14 protein-coding genes are annotated in these 16,609 nt (G+C 59.6%); 8 read left to right on the top strand and 6 right to left on the bottom strand.

From position 1 onward, the window contains the following. On the top strand, positions 1-1,078 hold a 1,078-nt coding region (locus tag AC2FH8_RS19520), incomplete at its 5' end, for a COG4223 family protein (protein WP_496690521.1). Between the two features lie 10 nt (positions 1,079-1,088). Continuing rightward, the gene (locus AC2FH8_RS19515) at positions 1,089-2,585 is read left to right on the top strand and encodes a heme biosynthesis protein HemY (protein ID WP_271950672.1); all 1,497 of its coding nucleotides are present in this window, start codon (positions 1,089-1,091) and stop codon (positions 2,583-2,585) included. Here the strand turns inward: AC2FH8_RS19515 and AC2FH8_RS19510 are convergent. The 3 genes from AC2FH8_RS19510 to AC2FH8_RS19500 are packed head-to-tail and all read right to left on the bottom strand — an operon-like array spanning position 2,582 to position 5,674. Further along, positions 2,582-3,616, bottom strand: coding sequence for an ABC transporter substrate-binding protein (locus tag AC2FH8_RS19510; protein WP_142637498.1), 1,035 nt, complete (start codon positions 3,614-3,616; stop codon positions 2,582-2,584). The two genes, AC2FH8_RS19515 and AC2FH8_RS19510, sit on opposite strands and share 4 nt — an antisense overlap. Continuing rightward, the gene (locus tag AC2FH8_RS19505) at positions 3,613-5,010 is read right to left on the bottom strand and encodes a sensor histidine kinase (protein ID WP_496690520.1); all 1,398 of its coding nucleotides are present in this window, start codon (positions 5,008-5,010) and stop codon (positions 3,613-3,615) included. Before AC2FH8_RS19505 ends, AC2FH8_RS19510 begins: the two co-directional genes overlap by 4 nt. After that, entirely contained in the window at positions 5,003-5,674 is a 672-nt protein-coding gene (locus tag AC2FH8_RS19500; protein ID WP_282022417.1) for a response regulator transcription factor, read from the bottom strand. Before AC2FH8_RS19500 ends, AC2FH8_RS19505 begins: the two co-directional genes overlap by 8 nt. Positions 5,675-5,821: 147 nt before the next feature. Between AC2FH8_RS19500 and AC2FH8_RS19495 the strand changes: the two genes are divergently transcribed. The 5 genes from AC2FH8_RS19495 (at position 5,822) to AC2FH8_RS19475 (ending at position 10,520) form a co-directional block, all read left to right on the top strand. Then, positions 5,822-6,790 (top strand): Bug family tripartite tricarboxylate transporter substrate binding protein, encoded by a 969-nt coding sequence (locus AC2FH8_RS19495; RefSeq protein WP_142637503.1) that lies wholly within the window; start codon positions 5,822-5,824, stop codon positions 6,788-6,790. 86 nt (positions 6,791-6,876) lie between these two features. Next, positions 6,877-7,308 carry a tripartite tricarboxylate transporter TctB family protein gene (locus AC2FH8_RS19490; protein ID WP_142637505.1) on the top strand — a complete coding sequence of 144 codons (432 nt, stop codon included), beginning with the start codon at positions 6,877-6,879 and terminating at the stop codon, positions 7,306-7,308. Positions 7,309-7,318: 10 nt separating this feature from the next. Then, positions 7,319-8,857, top strand: a complete 1,539-nt coding sequence (locus AC2FH8_RS19485; protein ID WP_142637508.1) for a tripartite tricarboxylate transporter permease — start codon at positions 7,319-7,321, stop codon at positions 8,855-8,857. A 144-nt stretch (positions 8,858-9,001) separates the two neighbouring features. Continuing rightward, positions 9,002-9,454 carry an SRPBCC family protein gene (locus AC2FH8_RS19480; protein WP_142637510.1) on the top strand — a complete coding sequence of 151 codons (453 nt, stop codon included), beginning with the start codon at positions 9,002-9,004 and terminating at the stop codon, positions 9,452-9,454. A 91-nt stretch (positions 9,455-9,545) separates the two neighbouring features. Beyond that, entirely contained in the window at positions 9,546-10,520 is a 975-nt protein-coding gene (locus AC2FH8_RS19475; RefSeq protein WP_281996111.1) for a hypothetical protein, read from the top strand. Positions 10,521-10,561: 41 nt separating this feature from the next. Here the strand turns inward: AC2FH8_RS19475 and nadC are convergent, their stop codons facing one another. From nadC to nadA, 3 genes are read right to left on the bottom strand one after another with little or no spacing between them, the layout of a single operon-like run. Next, the gene (gene nadC / locus AC2FH8_RS19470) at positions 10,562-11,416 is read right to left on the bottom strand and encodes a carboxylating nicotinate-nucleotide diphosphorylase (RefSeq protein ID WP_142637514.1); all 855 of its coding nucleotides are present in this window, start codon (positions 11,414-11,416) and stop codon (positions 10,562-10,564) included. Then, positions 11,413-12,981 (bottom strand): L-aspartate oxidase, encoded by a 1,569-nt coding sequence (locus AC2FH8_RS19465; RefSeq protein WP_496690519.1) that lies wholly within the window; start codon positions 12,979-12,981, stop codon positions 11,413-11,415. Before AC2FH8_RS19465 ends, nadC begins: the two co-directional genes overlap by 4 nt. A 6-nt stretch (positions 12,982-12,987) precedes the next feature. Further along, on the bottom strand, positions 12,988-14,040 hold the full coding sequence (gene nadA / locus AC2FH8_RS19460; protein WP_496690518.1) for a quinolinate synthase NadA: 1,053 nt from the start codon (positions 14,038-14,040) through the stop codon (positions 12,988-12,990). A 575-nt stretch (positions 14,041-14,615) separates the two neighbouring features. Here nadA and AC2FH8_RS19455 point away from each other — a divergent pair. Further along, positions 14,616-16,559 carry an AMP-binding protein gene (locus tag AC2FH8_RS19455; RefSeq protein ID WP_496679343.1) on the top strand — a complete coding sequence of 648 codons (1,944 nt, stop codon included), beginning with the start codon at positions 14,616-14,618 and terminating at the stop codon, positions 16,557-16,559. The last annotated feature ends 50 nt before the right edge of the window (positions 16,560-16,609 follow it).

Below are 16,609 nucleotides of genomic sequence, written 5' to 3'. Positions count from 1 at the left end.
AGCCGAAGCCGAAGCCGAAGCCGAAGCCGAAGCCGAAGCCGAAGCCGAAGCCGAAGCCGAAGCCGAAGCCGAAGCCGCTCTTACGTCGCCTGATCAGACCGTCGCAGAACCGCCGGTCGAAAAACGCGGCGGCTTTATCCCGGCGCTGATTGGCGGTGCGATTGCTGCGGCGGCCGGGTTCGCTCTGGGTCAAAGCGGCGCGTTCTCCTCGGGTGAGTCCGACGCAATCGCTGCGCTTGAGGCGAAGCTGATCGCACAATCCGATCAGATATCAACACTGTCGAAGTCTCTGACCGACGGGTCGGACCTGTCCCAGAAGATTGACGCGCTGACCAGCCAAATCGCGCCAATCACCGCTGATCTGGATGGGGTGAAGTCCAGCATATCCGATCTGACCAACAAGGTTGATCCGCTTGCCAGCCGTTTGGCCGAGTTGGAAAGTGGCGCGCTGACGCAGGGCGCTTCACCTGAAACCGGCGCGGCCATCGAAGCCGAGCTGAAAAAACTCCAGGACTCTTTGGCCGCGCAACGGGCCGAGGTGGAAAAGATGGTGTCCGACGCTCAGACGCTCGAGGCCGAGGCTGCAGCAAAATCGCTGGCGGCGACCAATGCAGCCCTTCTGTCACGGGTGCATGAACAGTTGAATACGGGTCAACCTTATGGCGACCTGATTGCAGAACTGAAGGCCGCAGGCGTAACCGTTCCCGAGGCGCTGGCAGCACCGGCAACCGAAGGTGTCGCGACGATTGCAGCACTTCAGGACAGCTTTGCGCCCGCTGCGCGCACGGCGCTGGCCGATGCGCGGGACGCGGACAAGGGCACCGGAATTGTCGCGTTTTTGCAGCGCCAGACAGGTGCACGTTCGGTTACCCCGCAAGAAGGTGACAGCCCCGATGCGGTCCTGTCGCGGGCTCAAGCCGCTTTGTCGGGCGGAGATGTCTCTGCTGCCCTGGATGAGCTGAAATCCCTGCCCGATGCAGCCAAAGCTGCATTTGAAGGGTGGGAACAGGCGGCCCAGACGCGGGTTTCTGCTGTGGATTCTGCAAATGCGCTTGCCTCAAGCGCGAACTCGAACTGAGGGGCCTGCTATGCTGTGGTCACTGTTTAAGATCCTTGTTTTTGTTGCGATTGTCGGCTTGCTGGCTCTTGGCGCCGGGTTCCTTATGGAAACCAAAGGCGGGGTGCAGATCACAGCGGGTGGCACGGAATACACGCTTGGTCCGCTTCAATCGGTCATTGCGCTGGGCGTGATGATCATTGCGATCTGGCTGTTCTTCAAGCTGCTGACCCTGCTGATCGCCACGCTGAAATTCCTCAATGGGGATGAAACAGCCCTATCGCGTTATTTCGACCGCAGCCGGGAACAGCGCGGATATCAGGCATTAACCGATGGGATCATGGCGCTTGCCTCGGGTGAGGGGCGGATCGCGATGAACAAGGCCGCCAAGGCCGAAAAGCTGCTGAACAAACCCGAGCTGACCAACCTGCTGGTGGCCCAGGCCGCCGAGATGAATGGCGATACCCAAAAGGCATCTGAAACCTATAAGAAACTGGTAACGAATAATGCCACGCGTTTTGTGGGGGTGCGCGGAATCATGAAGCAGAAGCTGGCCGAAGGCGATGATGACACCGCCCGGAAGCTGGCCGAAAAGGCATTGGCCATCAAGCCACGCCATCAGGAAACGCAAGATATCCTGCTGGGCCTGCAGACCAAGTCGCAGGATTGGGCTGGGGCCCGATCAACGCTGACCGCCAAGCTGAAATCCGGGCATTTGCCCCGCGATGTGTTCAAGCGCCGCGATGCGGTGCTCGCCTTGTCCGAGGCAAAGGGCATTCTGGACGAAAGCTCGACCGTAGAACAGCAGGAACAGGCAATCGAGGCCAACCGCCTTTCCCCTGATTTGGTGCCTGCCGCAGCGATGGCTGCCCGTGCCTATATCGAAAAAGGCAAGCCGCGTGCCGCAACGAAGATTCTGAAAAAGGCATGGGAGGCACAGCCACATCCCGATCTGGCCCATGCCTTTGCCGATATTGCACCGGATGAATCACCGGCCGAGCGCATCAAACGCTTTGCGACGTTGACCCGCATACACGCGCAGAATCCGGAAACCTGTCTGATTCTGGCCGAGTTGAACATCGTCGCCGAAGATTTCCCCGAAGCGCGCCGCGCGCTGGGGGATGTGGTCGAAAAACAGGCTGATGCCCGCGCCTATACGCTGATGGCAGCGATTGAACGTGGCGAAGGGGCCTCGGATGTGGTTGTGCAGGGCTGGCTGGCAAAGGCGCTGAACGCGCCGCGCGGGCCGCAATGGGTCTGCGACAACTGCCATGACATTCAGCCGGAATGGGGTCCGGTCTGTCAGAACTGCCACAGCTTTGACACGCTCAGCTGGCAAACGCCGCAAACGCCAGAGATCGCCTCGGCCACCGGTGTTCACATGCTGCCGCTGATCGTTGGCGCGCTTGAGGACAAGGCCGACACCGATATGGATGAGGTCGACGAGGCCGATGAGCCTGAGGTTATCGAGGCAGAGATCGAACCGGTTCGGCCTGATATCGAACCGGCCATCGACGAAAAGACCTAGCGCGCACTTTCCACGTCGAAGGCGTCGTTCCACAGCTTGAACAGCTCGGCCCGTCGGTTCTGATCTCTGGCCACCAATAGAGCCGGCGACAGGGCGATGAACCTTCGGGCGCTGGGCGTTAACCCCGTATCGGCTGTGTCCATCTGGGCGACGAGACCCGAAGTTGCCAGCAGGGTTTGCGCCTGTGGCGACAGGAGAAAATCCAAGAATTCCGTGGCGGCTTGTTTGTTCCGCGCCTGGCGCGGGATCATCAGGGCACGTGACAGGACCAGAGTATAGTCTTCTGGCAGGATCACCCCAATGCCCGGGGCCTTGGCATTGGCCACATAAGACCCCAAAACGTTATAGGCGATCAAAAAGCGCCCATTGGCCACATCGCGGATGATTTCCGCAGAACAGCAAGTGGCCACCGCGTCGATACGTGCAAAACCTTCGATCAAAGAGCCGAAAGTCGTGGCCTCAAGGCTGTCTCCATAGGCAAACAGATAACCCAGACCCGAGGCCGCGATGTCATAGGTTGCCACGCGCCCACGCAGTAGATCCGGCTGGGTTCGCATCATGTCCAGCAGGGCGAACCGGCTGCGTGGGACGTTCTGATCCTGTAACAAGGTCTTGTTGTAGACGATGACGGCGGGTTCGGTGGTGATCCCCCACAGTTCATCCCGCCAGCGTCGCGCGGCGGGCAGGGCATTGGTAAGGTCGGATTGAAACCGGTGTCCGCAGGCCGAATTCACCAGCCAGACCATCTGTTGAATCGCGGATGAGAACACGATGTCTGCAGGATTCTCACCTGATTTACAGACAGTGCGGCTGTGTTGGAACAGAGCGTTAGATCCCCATTGTTCATAAGTGACCTGCAGATTGGGGTTCAGCGCCGTAAATCGTTCGAGCACGGGGGCGATGATCGCTATGTCGGTGGTTGACCGGATCAACATCGGATCCTGACCTGCGCCGAATTCTGCGATGGCTTCTTGGGCGCGCGAAAGCGAAGGAATCAAACTCAGCGCTACAAGGGCTAGGGCTCGGATCATGTGCTGCTCTCCTCTGTTCTGGCCGGGAAACTCAGCGCAGCGCGAAACCCGGTTTCATCCCGCCCCATCTCGACTCGGCCGTCAAAGGCCTCAGCGGTGGATTTCACGATGGACAGGCCCAGGCCGGTGCTGTCCTCGCCCGAACCTGTGCTGCGATTGAACCGGTCCCCCAGCTGATCGGCGATTATGGTCGCAGGCCCGGGCCCCTGATCGCGCACCCACAGAACAGCGCGCGCGCCCTCTTGCGCGGCGCCAATACGGACGGGTGGCAGACCATGACGCAGAGCGTTGCCAAGCAGGTTCTTGGCGGCTTCGCCGATCGAAAAGGCATCGCCATTCACAAGAACTGGCGTATCTCCGATTTCCAGACGCACCTCGATGGTGGGGGCCATCAATTCATGATCGCTGTGTTCCAGCACGTCCAGCGCCACTTCGCGCAGGTCGACGGGCAGCCGCGGGGCGCTGTCGATACGGTGGATCACCATGGCGCGCGACAGCAACTGATCCAGCAGCGTACCCAGTGACCGGGTGCGCCCCAACAACCGATCCAGCGCGCGCGTGCGGGCTGGAAGGTCGGGATCGTCCTGCGCAATCTCGGCCTGGACCCGGATGGCGGCCACGGGTGTGCGCAGCTGATGAGCGGTGTCGGCAATCAGGTTGCGCATCGTGTCTACCTGCCGGTCCAGCCGCCCCATGAACCGGTTCATTGCGCTTAGCATCACCTGCAATTCGCGTGGCAACCCGTCGCTGGCCATCGGTGTCAGGTCATAAGGATCGCGACGGGTCAGGTCATCGGACAGCGCCTCAAGCGGGCGCAGGGCCGAGCGGGTGACAAACCACGACATGATCAGCAGCAACATCCCGGCCACCGCCATGGGCAGCAAGGCATCGCGCATCAGGCCCACGGTCATGGATTGGCGCGCGCGCAGGGTTTGGCCGACCAGAATTTCCACCTCGCCCGAGAAATCGCGCTCGGCAAACAGGCGGGTAACGCGGACGAAACGGGCGGGTTCCCCGTTCAGATCAGAGGCGAAATAGACCGGCGCAGTGCCAGTCTGTGGCGGCACCTCGATCGCGGTGTCCCGGTCCAGCCCGGTTATGAACGGGCCATCAGGCACCTGTACCGCATAGAAAATCCGGTCATCCGGCGCCTGCGCCAACAGCTGAAAAGCTGAAACCGGAAGGTCGACAAAGGGTTGGCCGTCCTGAATGCGAACGGATTCGGCGATGTCACTGGCCGCGCCCAGCAGCAGCCGGTCATAGGCCTGCCGCGCCGCCAGCCGACCATTGGCCCAGATCGACAGGCCAACCAGAAACCCGCCCAGAACCAGGATCAGAACCACCGCACTCAGAACGCGGGCCGTCAGGCTGTGGGGCAGGCGCAGCCTAGTCATTCAGACCGATCCGATACCCCACCCCGCGCTGGGTGGTTATGCTGATGGCGCTGCCGGTGAATCTCTTGCGTAGCCGCGCGATATACAGCTCGATCGCGTTTTCCCCCACATCGGCGTCTTCGAACCCGTAAAGCGAGTTATACAGCCGTGATTTCGACAGATACTGACCTTCGTGCCGGATCAGGGCGTCCAGGACTGCCGCCTCGCGCGCGGTTAGGTTCAGGCGTTTACCGTTCAGCGTGGCGCTGCGATCCTTGGCGGCATAGATCAGCGGACCCAGCGTGATCTGTTCGCTTTTGCGATCGGCATCGCGCCGGACAAGGGCGCGCAACCGCGCCTCAAGCTCGCGCTGGTCAAAAGGCTTGCCCAAATAATCGTCGGCACCTTTGTCCAAAGCCGCGACACGATCTTCGACCGAAGTCAGTGCCGTCAGCATTAGCACTGGGGTGCGGTCGCCGCTGTCTCGGATTTTGCCCAGAAAGTTCAGGCCGGACCCGTCAGGCAGGTTTATATCCAGAAGCATCGCGTCATAGGTTTGAACTGCGCGGAAATCACGTGCGGATTCGACAGTGGTCGCCAGATCACAGACAACGCCCGACCGCGCCAGATGAGCTATTACGCCTTCGGCCAGATCTACGGCATCCTCGATCATCAATACGCGCATTGTCCCCCCGCGCCCTGCCCTGAATTTCTGTGACAGGTTCGTGACAGCATTATTCTGTAAACAGTACCAGCCCGCAAGGACAGTCCCTTGCGGGAACAGGTTTCGGTTGCAGGACGCAGCCCAAAAAGACCAGAGGAGGAGACACGAATGAAACTGTTTGGAACAAGCGGCGCGATTGCGGCTGCTGTTTTTGCCCTGTCCGGCGTGAGCGCCAGCGCACAGGAATGTATTGCCCCGGCCAACCCCGGCGGCGGTTGGGATTTCACCTGCCGTCAGGTCGGTAAATCTCTGCAGGATCTGGGTCTGATCGACCAGACCATGCAGGTTGTGAACCTGGCCGGCGGCGGTGGCGGTGTTGCCTTTGCCGAGGTCGTCAACAAGCGCGGCGAGGATAATGAGCTGATCGTAGCGGCCAGTGCGGCCACGGCAACCCGCCTGGCGCAGGGCGCCTATCCAGGCAACACCATGGATCAGGTGCGTTGGCTAGCGGCCATCGGTGCGGATTATGGCGTGATCGCCGTTGCTGCCGATAGCGCGGTTAACACGCTGCCCGACCTGTTGGATCAGATCAAATCCGATCCGACGTCTGTGTCCGTGGCGGGCGGTTCCGCCGTGGGCGGTTGGGATCACCTGAAGGTTCTGATCGCGGCCAATGCCTATGGCATCGAGGACGTACGGTCGGTCAAATACATCGCCTTTGATGGCGGCGGCGAAGCTGTGACCCAGCTGTTGGCCGGTTCGGTTCAAGCCTTTACCGGTGACATCTCGGAAGCCAAGGGTTTTGTCGACTCGGGCGATATCAAAGTCATCGCCGTTTTGGCGCCTGAACGTCTTCCCGGCGAATTCGCCGATTTCCCGACGGCCAAGGAACAGGGCATTGATGCCATCGGCGCAAACTGGCGCGGGTTTTACGCCCCTGGCGGAATGAGCGATGAGGCCTATGGCGATTGGGTTGGTAAGATCGGTGATCTTTACGCCTCGGATGAATGGAAAGAGGTCATGGCCGCCAATGGTCTGGCCCCGCTGGACCTGCAAGGCGCAGCTTTCCAGGATTTTGTTGCACAATCCGTGGGTCAGATCCAGACCATCTCGAAAGAGATCGGGATCATCAAATAAGACCAGCACTCACCTGAGAGCGGGGTGTCGCGCCGGGCGCGCGGCACCCCGACCAGACCCATACTTCCCTTACATAGGAGATACCCATGAGTGATCGCATATTCGGGGTCTTCGGCATTCTTCTTGCCATCGGCTTTGCCCTGTCAGCGCTGGCGATTGAAGAGAGCTTTCTGTCAGACGCGGTTGGCCCCAAGGCCTTTCCACTGATTGTCGCCGCCATCCTTGGCCTTTCCAGCGCGGTCATCGCGTTGCGCCCGGATGCCGAGCCCGAGTGGCCCGCGCTGGGCCGGCTGGTCGAAGTCGGCGCCGCTGTAGTCGTGATGATCTTCTATGCCGAGCTGTTGCCGGTTCTGGGATTTGTAATCTCTACCGCCTTTGCTGCGGCTTACCTGGCTTGGCGGCTGGGATCTGGTCCGATCGAAAGCGTAGTGGTCGGAATCGGTACTTCTGTCGGTATCTACGTCATCTTCCATCTGGTTCTGGGCCTGTCACTGGCTCGCGGACCATTGGGTTTCTAAGGGGAACGTCATGGAAACTCTTGCATCCCTTGGCGATGGATTCGCTATCGCGCTGACATGGCAAAACCTGTTGCTGGCCCTGTTGGGTTGTTTTCTGGGCACGATCATGGGCGCGTTGCCCGGTCTGGGCCCGTCGAACGGCGTGGCCATTTTGATCCCTCTTGCGTTCACGCTGGGGCTGGGCGCGACGCCGTCTCTGATCCTGCTGACCAGTGTTTATTATGGGGCAATGTATGGCGGGAGAATCTCATCGATCCTGCTGAACATCCCTGGGGACGAGCCTGCGATGATGACCTGCTTGGACGGGCATCCGATGGCCAAAAAAGGCCTTGCGGGCGAGGCGCTCTCGCTGTCCGGTATCGCCTCATTCATTGGTGCGTTTCTGGCCACATGGGGCCTGATCTTTCTGGCGCCGCAGCTGGTCAAGATCGCGCTGCTGTTTGGACCGGCTGAATATTTCGCCCTGTTCGCGCTGGCCTTCATGACGCTGGGCGGCGTGTCCTCGACCAATCAGGCGAAATCGGCCTTTGCCGCTGCGCTGGGCCTAGGGCTGGCAACCATTGGTGTCGATACCCAGACCGGCGTGCCGCGGTTCACCTTTGGTGAGGTGCACCTGTATGATGGGCTGGATTTCCTTGTCGCCATTGTCGGCCTGTTTGCCCTGTCCGAAGTGTTCATCTTTCTGGAGAACCGTCATGGCGGATCGGATGCCGCTGGGCGCAAGTTGAATATCGGGCGGCTTTACCCGCCGATGTCTATGATCAAGCAATGCATGCCGACCATGCTGCGCACCTCATTCTTGGGCTTTCTGGCGGGGGTTCTGCCGGGGGCCGGGGCGTCTTTGGGCTCGTTTATTTCCTATTCGATGGAGAAACGGTTGGTCGACAAGGACAACACATTTGGCACCGGTGATCCGCGTGGCGTCGCCGCGCCCGAGGCCGGCAACAACGCCGCCGCCGGGGGGGCCTTGGTGCCGATGCTGGCGCTGGGCGTGCCGGGGTCAGGGACCACCGCCGTGCTGCTGGCGGTTCTGTTGGCGCTGAATATCACGCCCGGACCGCTGCTGTTCACCCAGAACCCGGATGTGGTCTGGGGCCTGATTGCGGCACTGTTCATTGCCAACTTTATGTTGCTCGCGATGAATATCCCGATGGTGGGCCTGTTCACCCGCGTCCTGATGGTGCCCTCGCGTATCCTGATGCCCGTCGTGGCGATGGTCAGCTTTGTGGGTATTTACGGCATCTCGGGGTCCAGCTTTGATCTGCTGGTGATGATCGGGTTCGGTGTCATGGGCTGGGTTCTGCGCAAGCTGGACGTGCCGCTGGTGCCGATCATTCTGGGCACGCTGCTGGGCAACTCGATGGAGAATAACCTGCGCCGTGCGGTCACCATCGACAATGGCAACTGGTGGACGCTGGTTGACAGCCCGCTGGCCATCGGCTTGTGGTCCATTGCCCTGATCGGATTTGTTCTGCCTCTGATTGTAGGCGCGCGTGTCAAAGCCAAGATGCATCAGCGCCGCGACGAAGAGGGCGCGATCAGCGACTGACCGCATTGGGCGTCACCGCAAACCGGTGGCGCCCGATTAGGTAAGATTTGGGGTCGCGTATCCTGATCTGAAACAAAAAATTGAAACATTTGGCAAAAACCGCGGTATTGATAGGCACAAAGCTGTTGTGCGAAGGATGCCAGAATGGAACTCAGTGACGAAATCCGCATCGCTGCCCCGCGGGACGTGGTGTATGAGGCGCTGAACAACCCCGATATCCTGCAGGAATGTATCCCCGGCTGCGAAGAGCTGACCCAATCTTCGCCGCAAGACCTTGAGGCAAAGGTGGTTCTGAAAATCGGTCCGGTGAAAGCGCGGTTCGCGGGTCAGGTCACGCTGGATAAATCCAAGGCACCGGACGGATTTTCGCTGCAGGGCGAGGGCAAGGGCGGGGCTGCGGGGTTTGCCAAGGGCGGTGCCGATGTGACCCTGACCGAAGACGGGTCCGAGACGGTTCTTGCCTATACTGCTAAGGTGGATGTCGGCGGCAAGATCGCCCAGCTTGGCAGCCGTTTGATTGCCGGGACTGCCAAGAAACTGTCGGGGAAATTCTTTACCCGGCTCGGAGAGATCGTCTCAGAACAATCCGGCAGCTAGCCAGTTTCGCGCATTTCAGTTGACGGCGACCTCATTCGGCGCAATCACAAGAAAAACTGGCGGGCCAAACCCGAAGCAGGAGGCCAGAGTGATGGATTACGCGCAGCTGGAACGTCTTGAGAAGCGGGTTTCACTCAAGCCCAATGACCGACAGGCCATCCGGCAGCTTGTGACGATGCTGGAATACTCCAACCTACCGAAAGAGCATCTGGGCGCCTACAGCAAAGCGCAGCTTGAGGTGACGGGCGGGTTGAAAAAGGGCTGGCAGGCAGCCCTGGTCGACACCGGACGGCAGACCGCCGCCTATTCTGGTTGGATGAAAGCCCTGGACACACAGAAAATCCAGTTGGCCGTGCCCATCGCCCAGATCTATGTGGGTCAAACCATCACCATCAATGGCGAGCATGGGAATTGCGGCCAACGCCTGAATTTCTTTGAAGAAACCAAGGTGATTTGTGGACTGTGCCACGAGTGCTACAAGGTGCAGATCCTGCCTGAGAACCTTGAGGGGATGTTTCAGGTCTATTTCTTGCTGCTCAACCTGCAGCTGCCCAGGGACAATGCCAGAAAAAGCATGATCGAGCTGCGCGAAGCGGTCAAGTTTCCCTATAAGGCGTATATCTATTGTGAGTCGATCGCAGAGGCGAAAGAGTGTCTTGCGATTTTCCGTGCCGCACAGGCGGAATTTGAGATCACTGGGGTTCACTCAAAAATATCCCACGGATGTTCTGAATACAGTATGGAATACCCCGCGTTTAAGTATTCCGAGGGTGCGGGGGACGACTTTGAAACACCATCCGATTGGAGCGGGATCGAAGAGGCGTATTTCACGGACATTCCGATGCCTGCCCCGGAAAGACCAAGCAATTCCAAACCGATCCTCAGCTTGCGGGACGTTTTTGCCTTTCGGACATGGGTCAGGTTCGCTGAGCTGATCGGTGATAAATCCTGCGAAAAATATGGGACGCGCCTTGGCCCGGAGCTGCCTCAGCCCTTCGTCAAGCGTGTACAGGGGCAGGCGCGGGACCGGCACAGGGAAATGGTGGAGCTTTCTGCACAGGGTTAGCAGCTGTAGCCCATGTGCCAGTGCTGACGCGCGACCGTGGTCTAGACCGGAAAGTCCAATCCCAAATCCACGGTGCGCGCCGAATGGGTCAATGCACCTGAAGAGATATAGTCAACACCCGTTGCCGCGATTGAGGCGATGCGATCCAGCTTCACATTGCCCGAGGCTTCGGTCTTGAGCCTGCCATCCACCATCGCCACCGCCTCGCGCAGCATGTCATTGTCCATATTGTCTAACAGGACGACCGAGGCGCCTCCGACCTCAAGCACTTGGGCCAGTTGGTCCAGACGGTCGACCTCGATCTCGACGGCCATCATGTGGCTGGCATGGGCCTTGGTGGCCTCCAGCACCTGACGCACCCCGCCAGCGGCTGCGATGTGGTTGTCCTTGATCAGGATCGCATCTGACAGAGAGTATCGGTGGTTGAACCCGCCGCCATGCAGCACGGCCAGTTTTTCAACCAGACGCAGGCCGGGGGTTGTTTTGCGGGTGCAGGTGACGCGGGCATTTGTGCCTTTAGTTTCAGCCACGAAGCCGGCGGTCTTTGTGGCGATCCCGGTCAGGCGACCGGCAAAGTTCAGGGCCACCCGTTCGCCCGACAGGATTGAGGCGGCCGATCCCTTGATGGTCATCAGCGTATCGCCTGCCTTACAGGGTTGGCCATCGGCAATATGCGTGGTGATGTCCAATGAGGGGTCGATCAGGCGAAACGCCAGCGCCGCGACTTGCATGCCGGACACGACCGCATCCTCGCGCGCGTTCAGGCAAGCATCATAGGTGGTATCCGCCGGGATCACCGCGCGGGTGGTGACGTCGCCATAGCTGCCAAGATCTTCCATCAGGGCAATGCGGATCATCGGTTCAAGGACAAGATCGGGAACGGTAGAGAAGCTCATGATTGCTCCTTGCAGGCCAGCGCGCGGATGGCGAGTGCTTGGGAAAGGTACATTTCGGATCGTTTGCCGGGTCCGGCCGAGGGGTCGGGGAAATCGGATCGTTCATGCGCGCCGCGGCTTTCTTCGCGCGCCAAAGCGCCCGCCGCGATTAAAGTGGCGGTGGCGCACATGTTCAGGAAAGACGGGTTGTCGCTGTTTGCTGCCTCTAGCCGCGCGATGATGCCAAGCGCTTTGATCAGGCCCTTGCGATCACGGATAACGCCAACATAGCGGGTCATGGTCTGGCGCAGCTCTGTCACGGCGGCAGGGTCAGATGGGGTGCCGCCGTCCTGAAAGGTGATTTCCAGCGGCGGCGTCGCGCCAGGTGTTGGCAGGGTCCGGGCGATGCCTTCCGCGCAGATGCGGGCGTAGACCAGCGCCTCAAGCAGACCGTTCGAGGCCAGACGGTTGGCACCGTGCAACCCGGTCGAGGATGCCTCACCGCAGACCCATAAGCCGTCGATACTGGCGCATCCGCTGGTTTCGGTCGCGATGCCACCCATGTGGTAATGCGCAGCGGGGGCAACGGGGATGGGTTCCTGCGCCGGGTCGATGCCATTGCGGGCGCAATATTCGGCGACCGAGGGGAACTGTGCCTTGATCGCCTCGCCCAGAACCTCGCGCGTGTCCAGCATGGGACGGTTGCCCGCCTGAACCTGCGCATAGATGGCGCGGGCGACGACGTCGCGCGGGGCAAGCTCGGCATCCGGGTGGATGGCCTGCATGAACCGCGCGCCATGACGGTTGATCAAAATGGCCCCTTCACCGCGCAGCGCTTCGGTCGCCAGCGGCGCGGGGTCTTCACCTACATCCATCGCGGTGGGGTGGAACTGGACAAATTCGGCATCCGCAATCAGCGCCCCCGCGCGTGCCGCCATGCCAATCACCTGCCCGCGAATACGCGGCGGGTTGGTTGTCAGCGCATAGAGCCCGCCTGACCCGCCCCCGGCGAGCAAAACCGCAGCCCCGCGCAGCATCACCGGGGCTGACCCGCCATTATCCGCACGCTGAATGCTGACGCCGGTAACGCGCCCGTCTTCGACGTCCAGCCCAAGGGCCATGGTGCCCTCCAGAACCTGGATCGACGGGGTTTCGTGCACCTGTTCGATCAGGGCGGCCATGATCTGCGCGCCTGCCTGATCGCCCTTGACCCGGACGACACGGGCAAAGCTGTGCGCGGCCTCGCGTGACAGCACGTAATCGCCGCCCGCGGTCCGGTCGAAAGGCGTACGCAGCGTGGTCAGGTCCAGAATATAGTCGCGCGCCTGACGCGTCACCAATTCAGCCACCTGCGGATCAACGGTGCCCGCACCGGCATTCACGGTGTCGTCCGCGTGGCTTTCCGGGCTGTCATCGGCGTCCATCGCCGCAGCCACTCCCCCCTGCGCCCAGGCAGAACTAGCACCCTCGCCCAACGCTTCAGGAGAGATCATCACCACCGGATGCGGGGCCAGTTTCAGCGCAGCATAGAGCGCGCCCAGCCCGGCGCCCACGATGATAACGCGGTCGGTGGTGAGGGTTTCCATCTCGGATCAGAGACCCAGCTTTCGCGACAGGTCGATCATCGCCTGCACCGAATGACGCGCTTTTTCCGCGACCGTGGCGTCGACCTCGACCTGACTTTCCATCGTGTGCAGCACATAGAGGATCTTTTCCAGCGTGATCTTCTTCATGTAGGGGCACATGTTGCAGGGGCCGACAAAGTCGACCTCGGGCAATTCATCGGCGATGTTGGACGCCATCGAGCATTCGGTGATCAGCATCGCCTTTTCGGGCTTTTCGGTGCTGACATACTTGATGATCCCGCTGGTCGAGCCAGAGAAATCGGCCTCGGCCACCACTTCGGGCGGGCATTCCGGGTGGGCAATCAACCGCGTGCCCGGATTCCATTTGCGAAAATCGCGCAGGTCTTGCGCGGTGTATTGTTCATGCACGATGCACGAGCCCGGCCAGTACACGATGTTCTTGCGGCTTTCATTTGCCACGTTCTGCGCCAGATATTGATCCGGCGTCATGATGACGGTGTCGGATTCCATCGCATCGACGATCTGAACGGCATTGGACGATGTGCAGCAGATATCGGATGCCGCCTTCACCTCGGCGGTGGTGTTCACATAAGAGACGACCGGCGCGCCGGGGTATTTGGCGCGCATCTCGTCAATCCCCTCGGCGGTGATGCTTTCGGCCAGCGAACAGCCCGCGGCCATGTCCGGCATCAGCACGGTTTTCTCGGGGCTCAGGATTTTCGAGGTTTCGGCCATGAAGTGCACGCCCGCCTGTACGATCACATCGGCTTCGACGTCGCTGGCCTTCATCGCCAGTTGAAGACTGTCACCCACAAAATCTGACACGCCATGGAAAATTTCAGGCGTCATGTAGTTATGGCCCAGAATGACCGCGTTCCGCTCTTTTTTAAGCGCATTGATCGCCTTGATATAGGGCGCATAGATCGCGAAATCCGGCAGCGTCACCACTCGGTCCATCCGGGCATAGGTCTCCTGCATTTCCTCAACCAATTCGGTCGAAGGTGTCAGGTCATAATGCTGAGAAAGCACATTGGTGATGCTCTGGTGAGTGACATTCATCTCGGCAGTCCTGCCTTGCGTATTGGGGTGGGAAAGGGGTCGGAATTCGTGCTGCCCGACCGTCCAAGAAAACGGTTGATTTCAAAGGCGCACGCCTCTGATCGCACAATTCGAGCGGTTTTGGTCATGCGATCTGGATCATTCCGCATAACCGATGCCTTCGGTCGATACACATGCATAGTAAATGGGCATGAAAAACCGCTCTGAATATCCTACTCAGTTGCTGGATGCATACGGTGAATTCCAGGCGCGGTAAACATACAAAACCCTTAGCCAATACCGGTATGCGTGGATGAATGCGCTTACCTGCTGCAAATTTGCAGTTCGCGGAACAGTTTGTGGTCATCTCGGGTCGGGTCTCTGACGAGGTGTATGGTCCGGGCGGCACGGCCCAACTTGTTACATTTCGTAAGAATTGAGAAAACATCAGGCAAAACTTGACGCTGATCGTGTCGACGTCCCTTAATCGGGGCGTTGGCGTCCGGGCCAGACCCGGACCCGCCATTTCCGGCCCGGGGAGGGGCCGGGTGGGGAGGAGAAAAAGATTGACTCAGACGCAGTCAGGCGCTGAAGGGATGCAGTCTCTTCCGGCGCTGCTACACCGCAATGTGATTCAGTTCGGGGATGCCCCGGCCTATCGCGAAAAGGAATTCGGGATCTGGCAATGCTGGACCTGGGCCGAGGCGGCCAAGGAAATCCGCGCCATTGCGCTGGGGTTTCTTGAGATTGGCGTTGAGAAGGGCGACCATATCGCCGTCATAGGCCGGAACCGCCCGGCGCATTACTGGTCGATGGTTGCGGCCCAAATGGTGGGTGCGATTCCGGTGCCGCTCTATCAGGACGCGGTCGCCGAAGAGATGACATATGTGATGGAACATTGCGGTGCGAAATATGTCGTCTGCGGTGACCAGGAACAGGTCGATAAGGTCATCGAGATTCAGGAAAAAGTTCACCAGATCAAACACATCCTCTACACTGACAAGCGTGGGATGCGGAAATATGATCATTCCCAGATGAACGCGCTGGACGACATCAAGGCCGAAGGCAGCGCAGGTCATGCGCGCTTTGATGCCGAGCTGGATGCGCGTATCGCTGCGATCACCTATGACGACACTTGTGTGATGCTGTATACCTCGGGCACCACAGGCAAGCCGAAAGGCGTGGTGCTGTCGAACCGCAATGTAATCGAAAGCGCCAAGAATTCTGCAGAGTTTGACCACCTGACCCGGAATGAGGACATCCTGTCCTATCTGCCAATGGCTTGGGTAGGTGATTTCATCTTTTCCATCGGTCAGGCCTATTGGTGCGGGTTCTGTGTAAACTGCCCCGAAAGCGCTGACACGATGATAACCGACCTGCGCGAGATCGGTCCGACCTATTTCTTTGCCCCGCCGCGGGTATTTGAAACGCAGCTGACCAACGTCATGATCCGGATGGAAGATGCGGGCAAGCTGAAGCAGCGTATGTTCCACCATTTTATGGCCCATGCCAAAAAGGTGGGTGGGTTACTGCTGGATGGCAAAGCGGTTGGGTTTGGTGATCGGATCAAATACGCGCTGGGCAATCTGCTGGTCTATGGGCCGCTGAAGGATACGCTGGGGTATGGCCGGTTCCGGGTCGGTTATACGGCAGGCGAGGCGATCGGGCCTGAGATTTTCGATTTCTACCGCTCGCTGGGGATTAACCTGAAGCAGCTTTATGGGCAGACCGAGGCGACGGTCTTCATCACCGTGCAGCCCGATGGCGAGGTGCGCGCCGATACGGTTGGTGTGCCCGCGCCAGATGTCGAGCTGAAGATCGCCGAAACGGGCGAGATCTACTATCGCTCGCCAGGTGTGTTTGTCGAATATTACAACAACCCGGACTCGACCGCCTCGACTAAGGATGCCGAGGGTTGGGTGGCCACGGGTGATGCCGGGTTCATTGAGGAAAGCAGCGGTCATCTGCGGATCATCGACCGCGCCAAGGACGTCGGAAAAATGGTCGATGGCTCGATGTTTGCGCCGAAATATGTTGAGAACAAGCTGAAGTTCTATCCCGATATTCTTGAGGTCGTGCTGTTCGGCAATGGCAAGGATCGCTGCGTGGCGTTCATAAATATCGACCTTACCGCCGTGGGGAACTGGGCCGAACGCAACAACGTCGCCTATGGGTCCTATCAGGAACTGACGGCACATCCGCAAGTGTTAGAGACAATCAAGTCCCATGTGGAAGCGGTCAACAAATCGGTCGCCGCCGATGAAATGCTGTCGGGCTGTCAGGTGCATCGCTTTGTGGTGCTGCACAAGGAACTGGATGCGGATGACGGTGAGATGACCCGAACCCGCAAAGTGCGCCGGGGCTTTGTCGAAGAGAAATTCCACGACATCATCACCGCCCTTTACGACGGGTCTTCAAGCGTTTCGACCACGACCGAGGTGACCTATGAGGACGGCCGCAAGGGTTCGATCAGTGCCACACTTGAGATCGTGGATGCGCCGGTTGTAACGGTCGCGCAACACAAGGTAGCGGCGGAATGAAGTCCGGTCCTGCGCCGCTCGATCTATGGTCATCGCCCGCCCGCCATTCC

Source organism: Ruegeria sp. CDSC025 (genome assembly GCF_059610805.1).
This window is presented reverse-complemented; position numbering and strand designations above follow the sequence as displayed.

Bases quoted from the DNA above. Each gene is read 5' to 3' on its own strand.
- AC2FH8_RS19515 (WP_271950672.1), top strand. From the start codon at position 1,089: ATGCTGTGGTCACTGTTTAAGATCCTTGTTTTTGTTGCGATTGTCGGC.
- AC2FH8_RS19510 (WP_142637498.1), bottom strand. From the start codon at position 3,616: ATGATCCGAGCCCTAGCCCTTGTAGCGCTGAGTTTGATTCCTTCGCTT.
- AC2FH8_RS19505 (WP_496690520.1), bottom strand. From the start codon at position 5,010: ATGACTAGGCTGCGCCTGCCCCACAGCCTGACGGCCCGCGTTCTGAGT.
- AC2FH8_RS19500 (WP_282022417.1), bottom strand. From the start codon at position 5,674: ATGCGCGTATTGATGATCGAGGATGCCGTAGATCTGGCCGAAGGCGTA.
- AC2FH8_RS19495 (WP_142637503.1), top strand. From the start codon at position 5,822: ATGAAACTGTTTGGAACAAGCGGCGCGATTGCGGCTGCTGTTTTTGCC.
- AC2FH8_RS19490 (WP_142637505.1), top strand. From the start codon at position 6,877: ATGAGTGATCGCATATTCGGGGTCTTCGGCATTCTTCTTGCCATCGGC.
- AC2FH8_RS19485 (WP_142637508.1), top strand. From the start codon at position 7,319: ATGGAAACTCTTGCATCCCTTGGCGATGGATTCGCTATCGCGCTGACA.
- AC2FH8_RS19480 (WP_142637510.1), top strand. From the start codon at position 9,002: ATGGAACTCAGTGACGAAATCCGCATCGCTGCCCCGCGGGACGTGGTG.
- AC2FH8_RS19475 (WP_281996111.1), top strand. From the start codon at position 9,546: ATGGATTACGCGCAGCTGGAACGTCTTGAGAAGCGGGTTTCACTCAAG.
- nadC (WP_142637514.1), bottom strand. From the start codon at position 11,416: ATGAGCTTCTCTACCGTTCCCGATCTTGTCCTTGAACCGATGATCCGC.
- AC2FH8_RS19465 (WP_496690519.1), bottom strand. From the start codon at position 12,981: ATGGAAACCCTCACCACCGACCGCGTTATCATCGTGGGCGCCGGGCTG.
- nadA (WP_496690518.1), bottom strand. From the start codon at position 14,040: ATGAATGTCACTCACCAGAGCATCACCAATGTGCTTTCTCAGCATTAT.
- AC2FH8_RS19455 (WP_496679343.1), top strand. From the start codon at position 14,616: ATGCAGTCTCTTCCGGCGCTGCTACACCGCAATGTGATTCAGTTCGGG.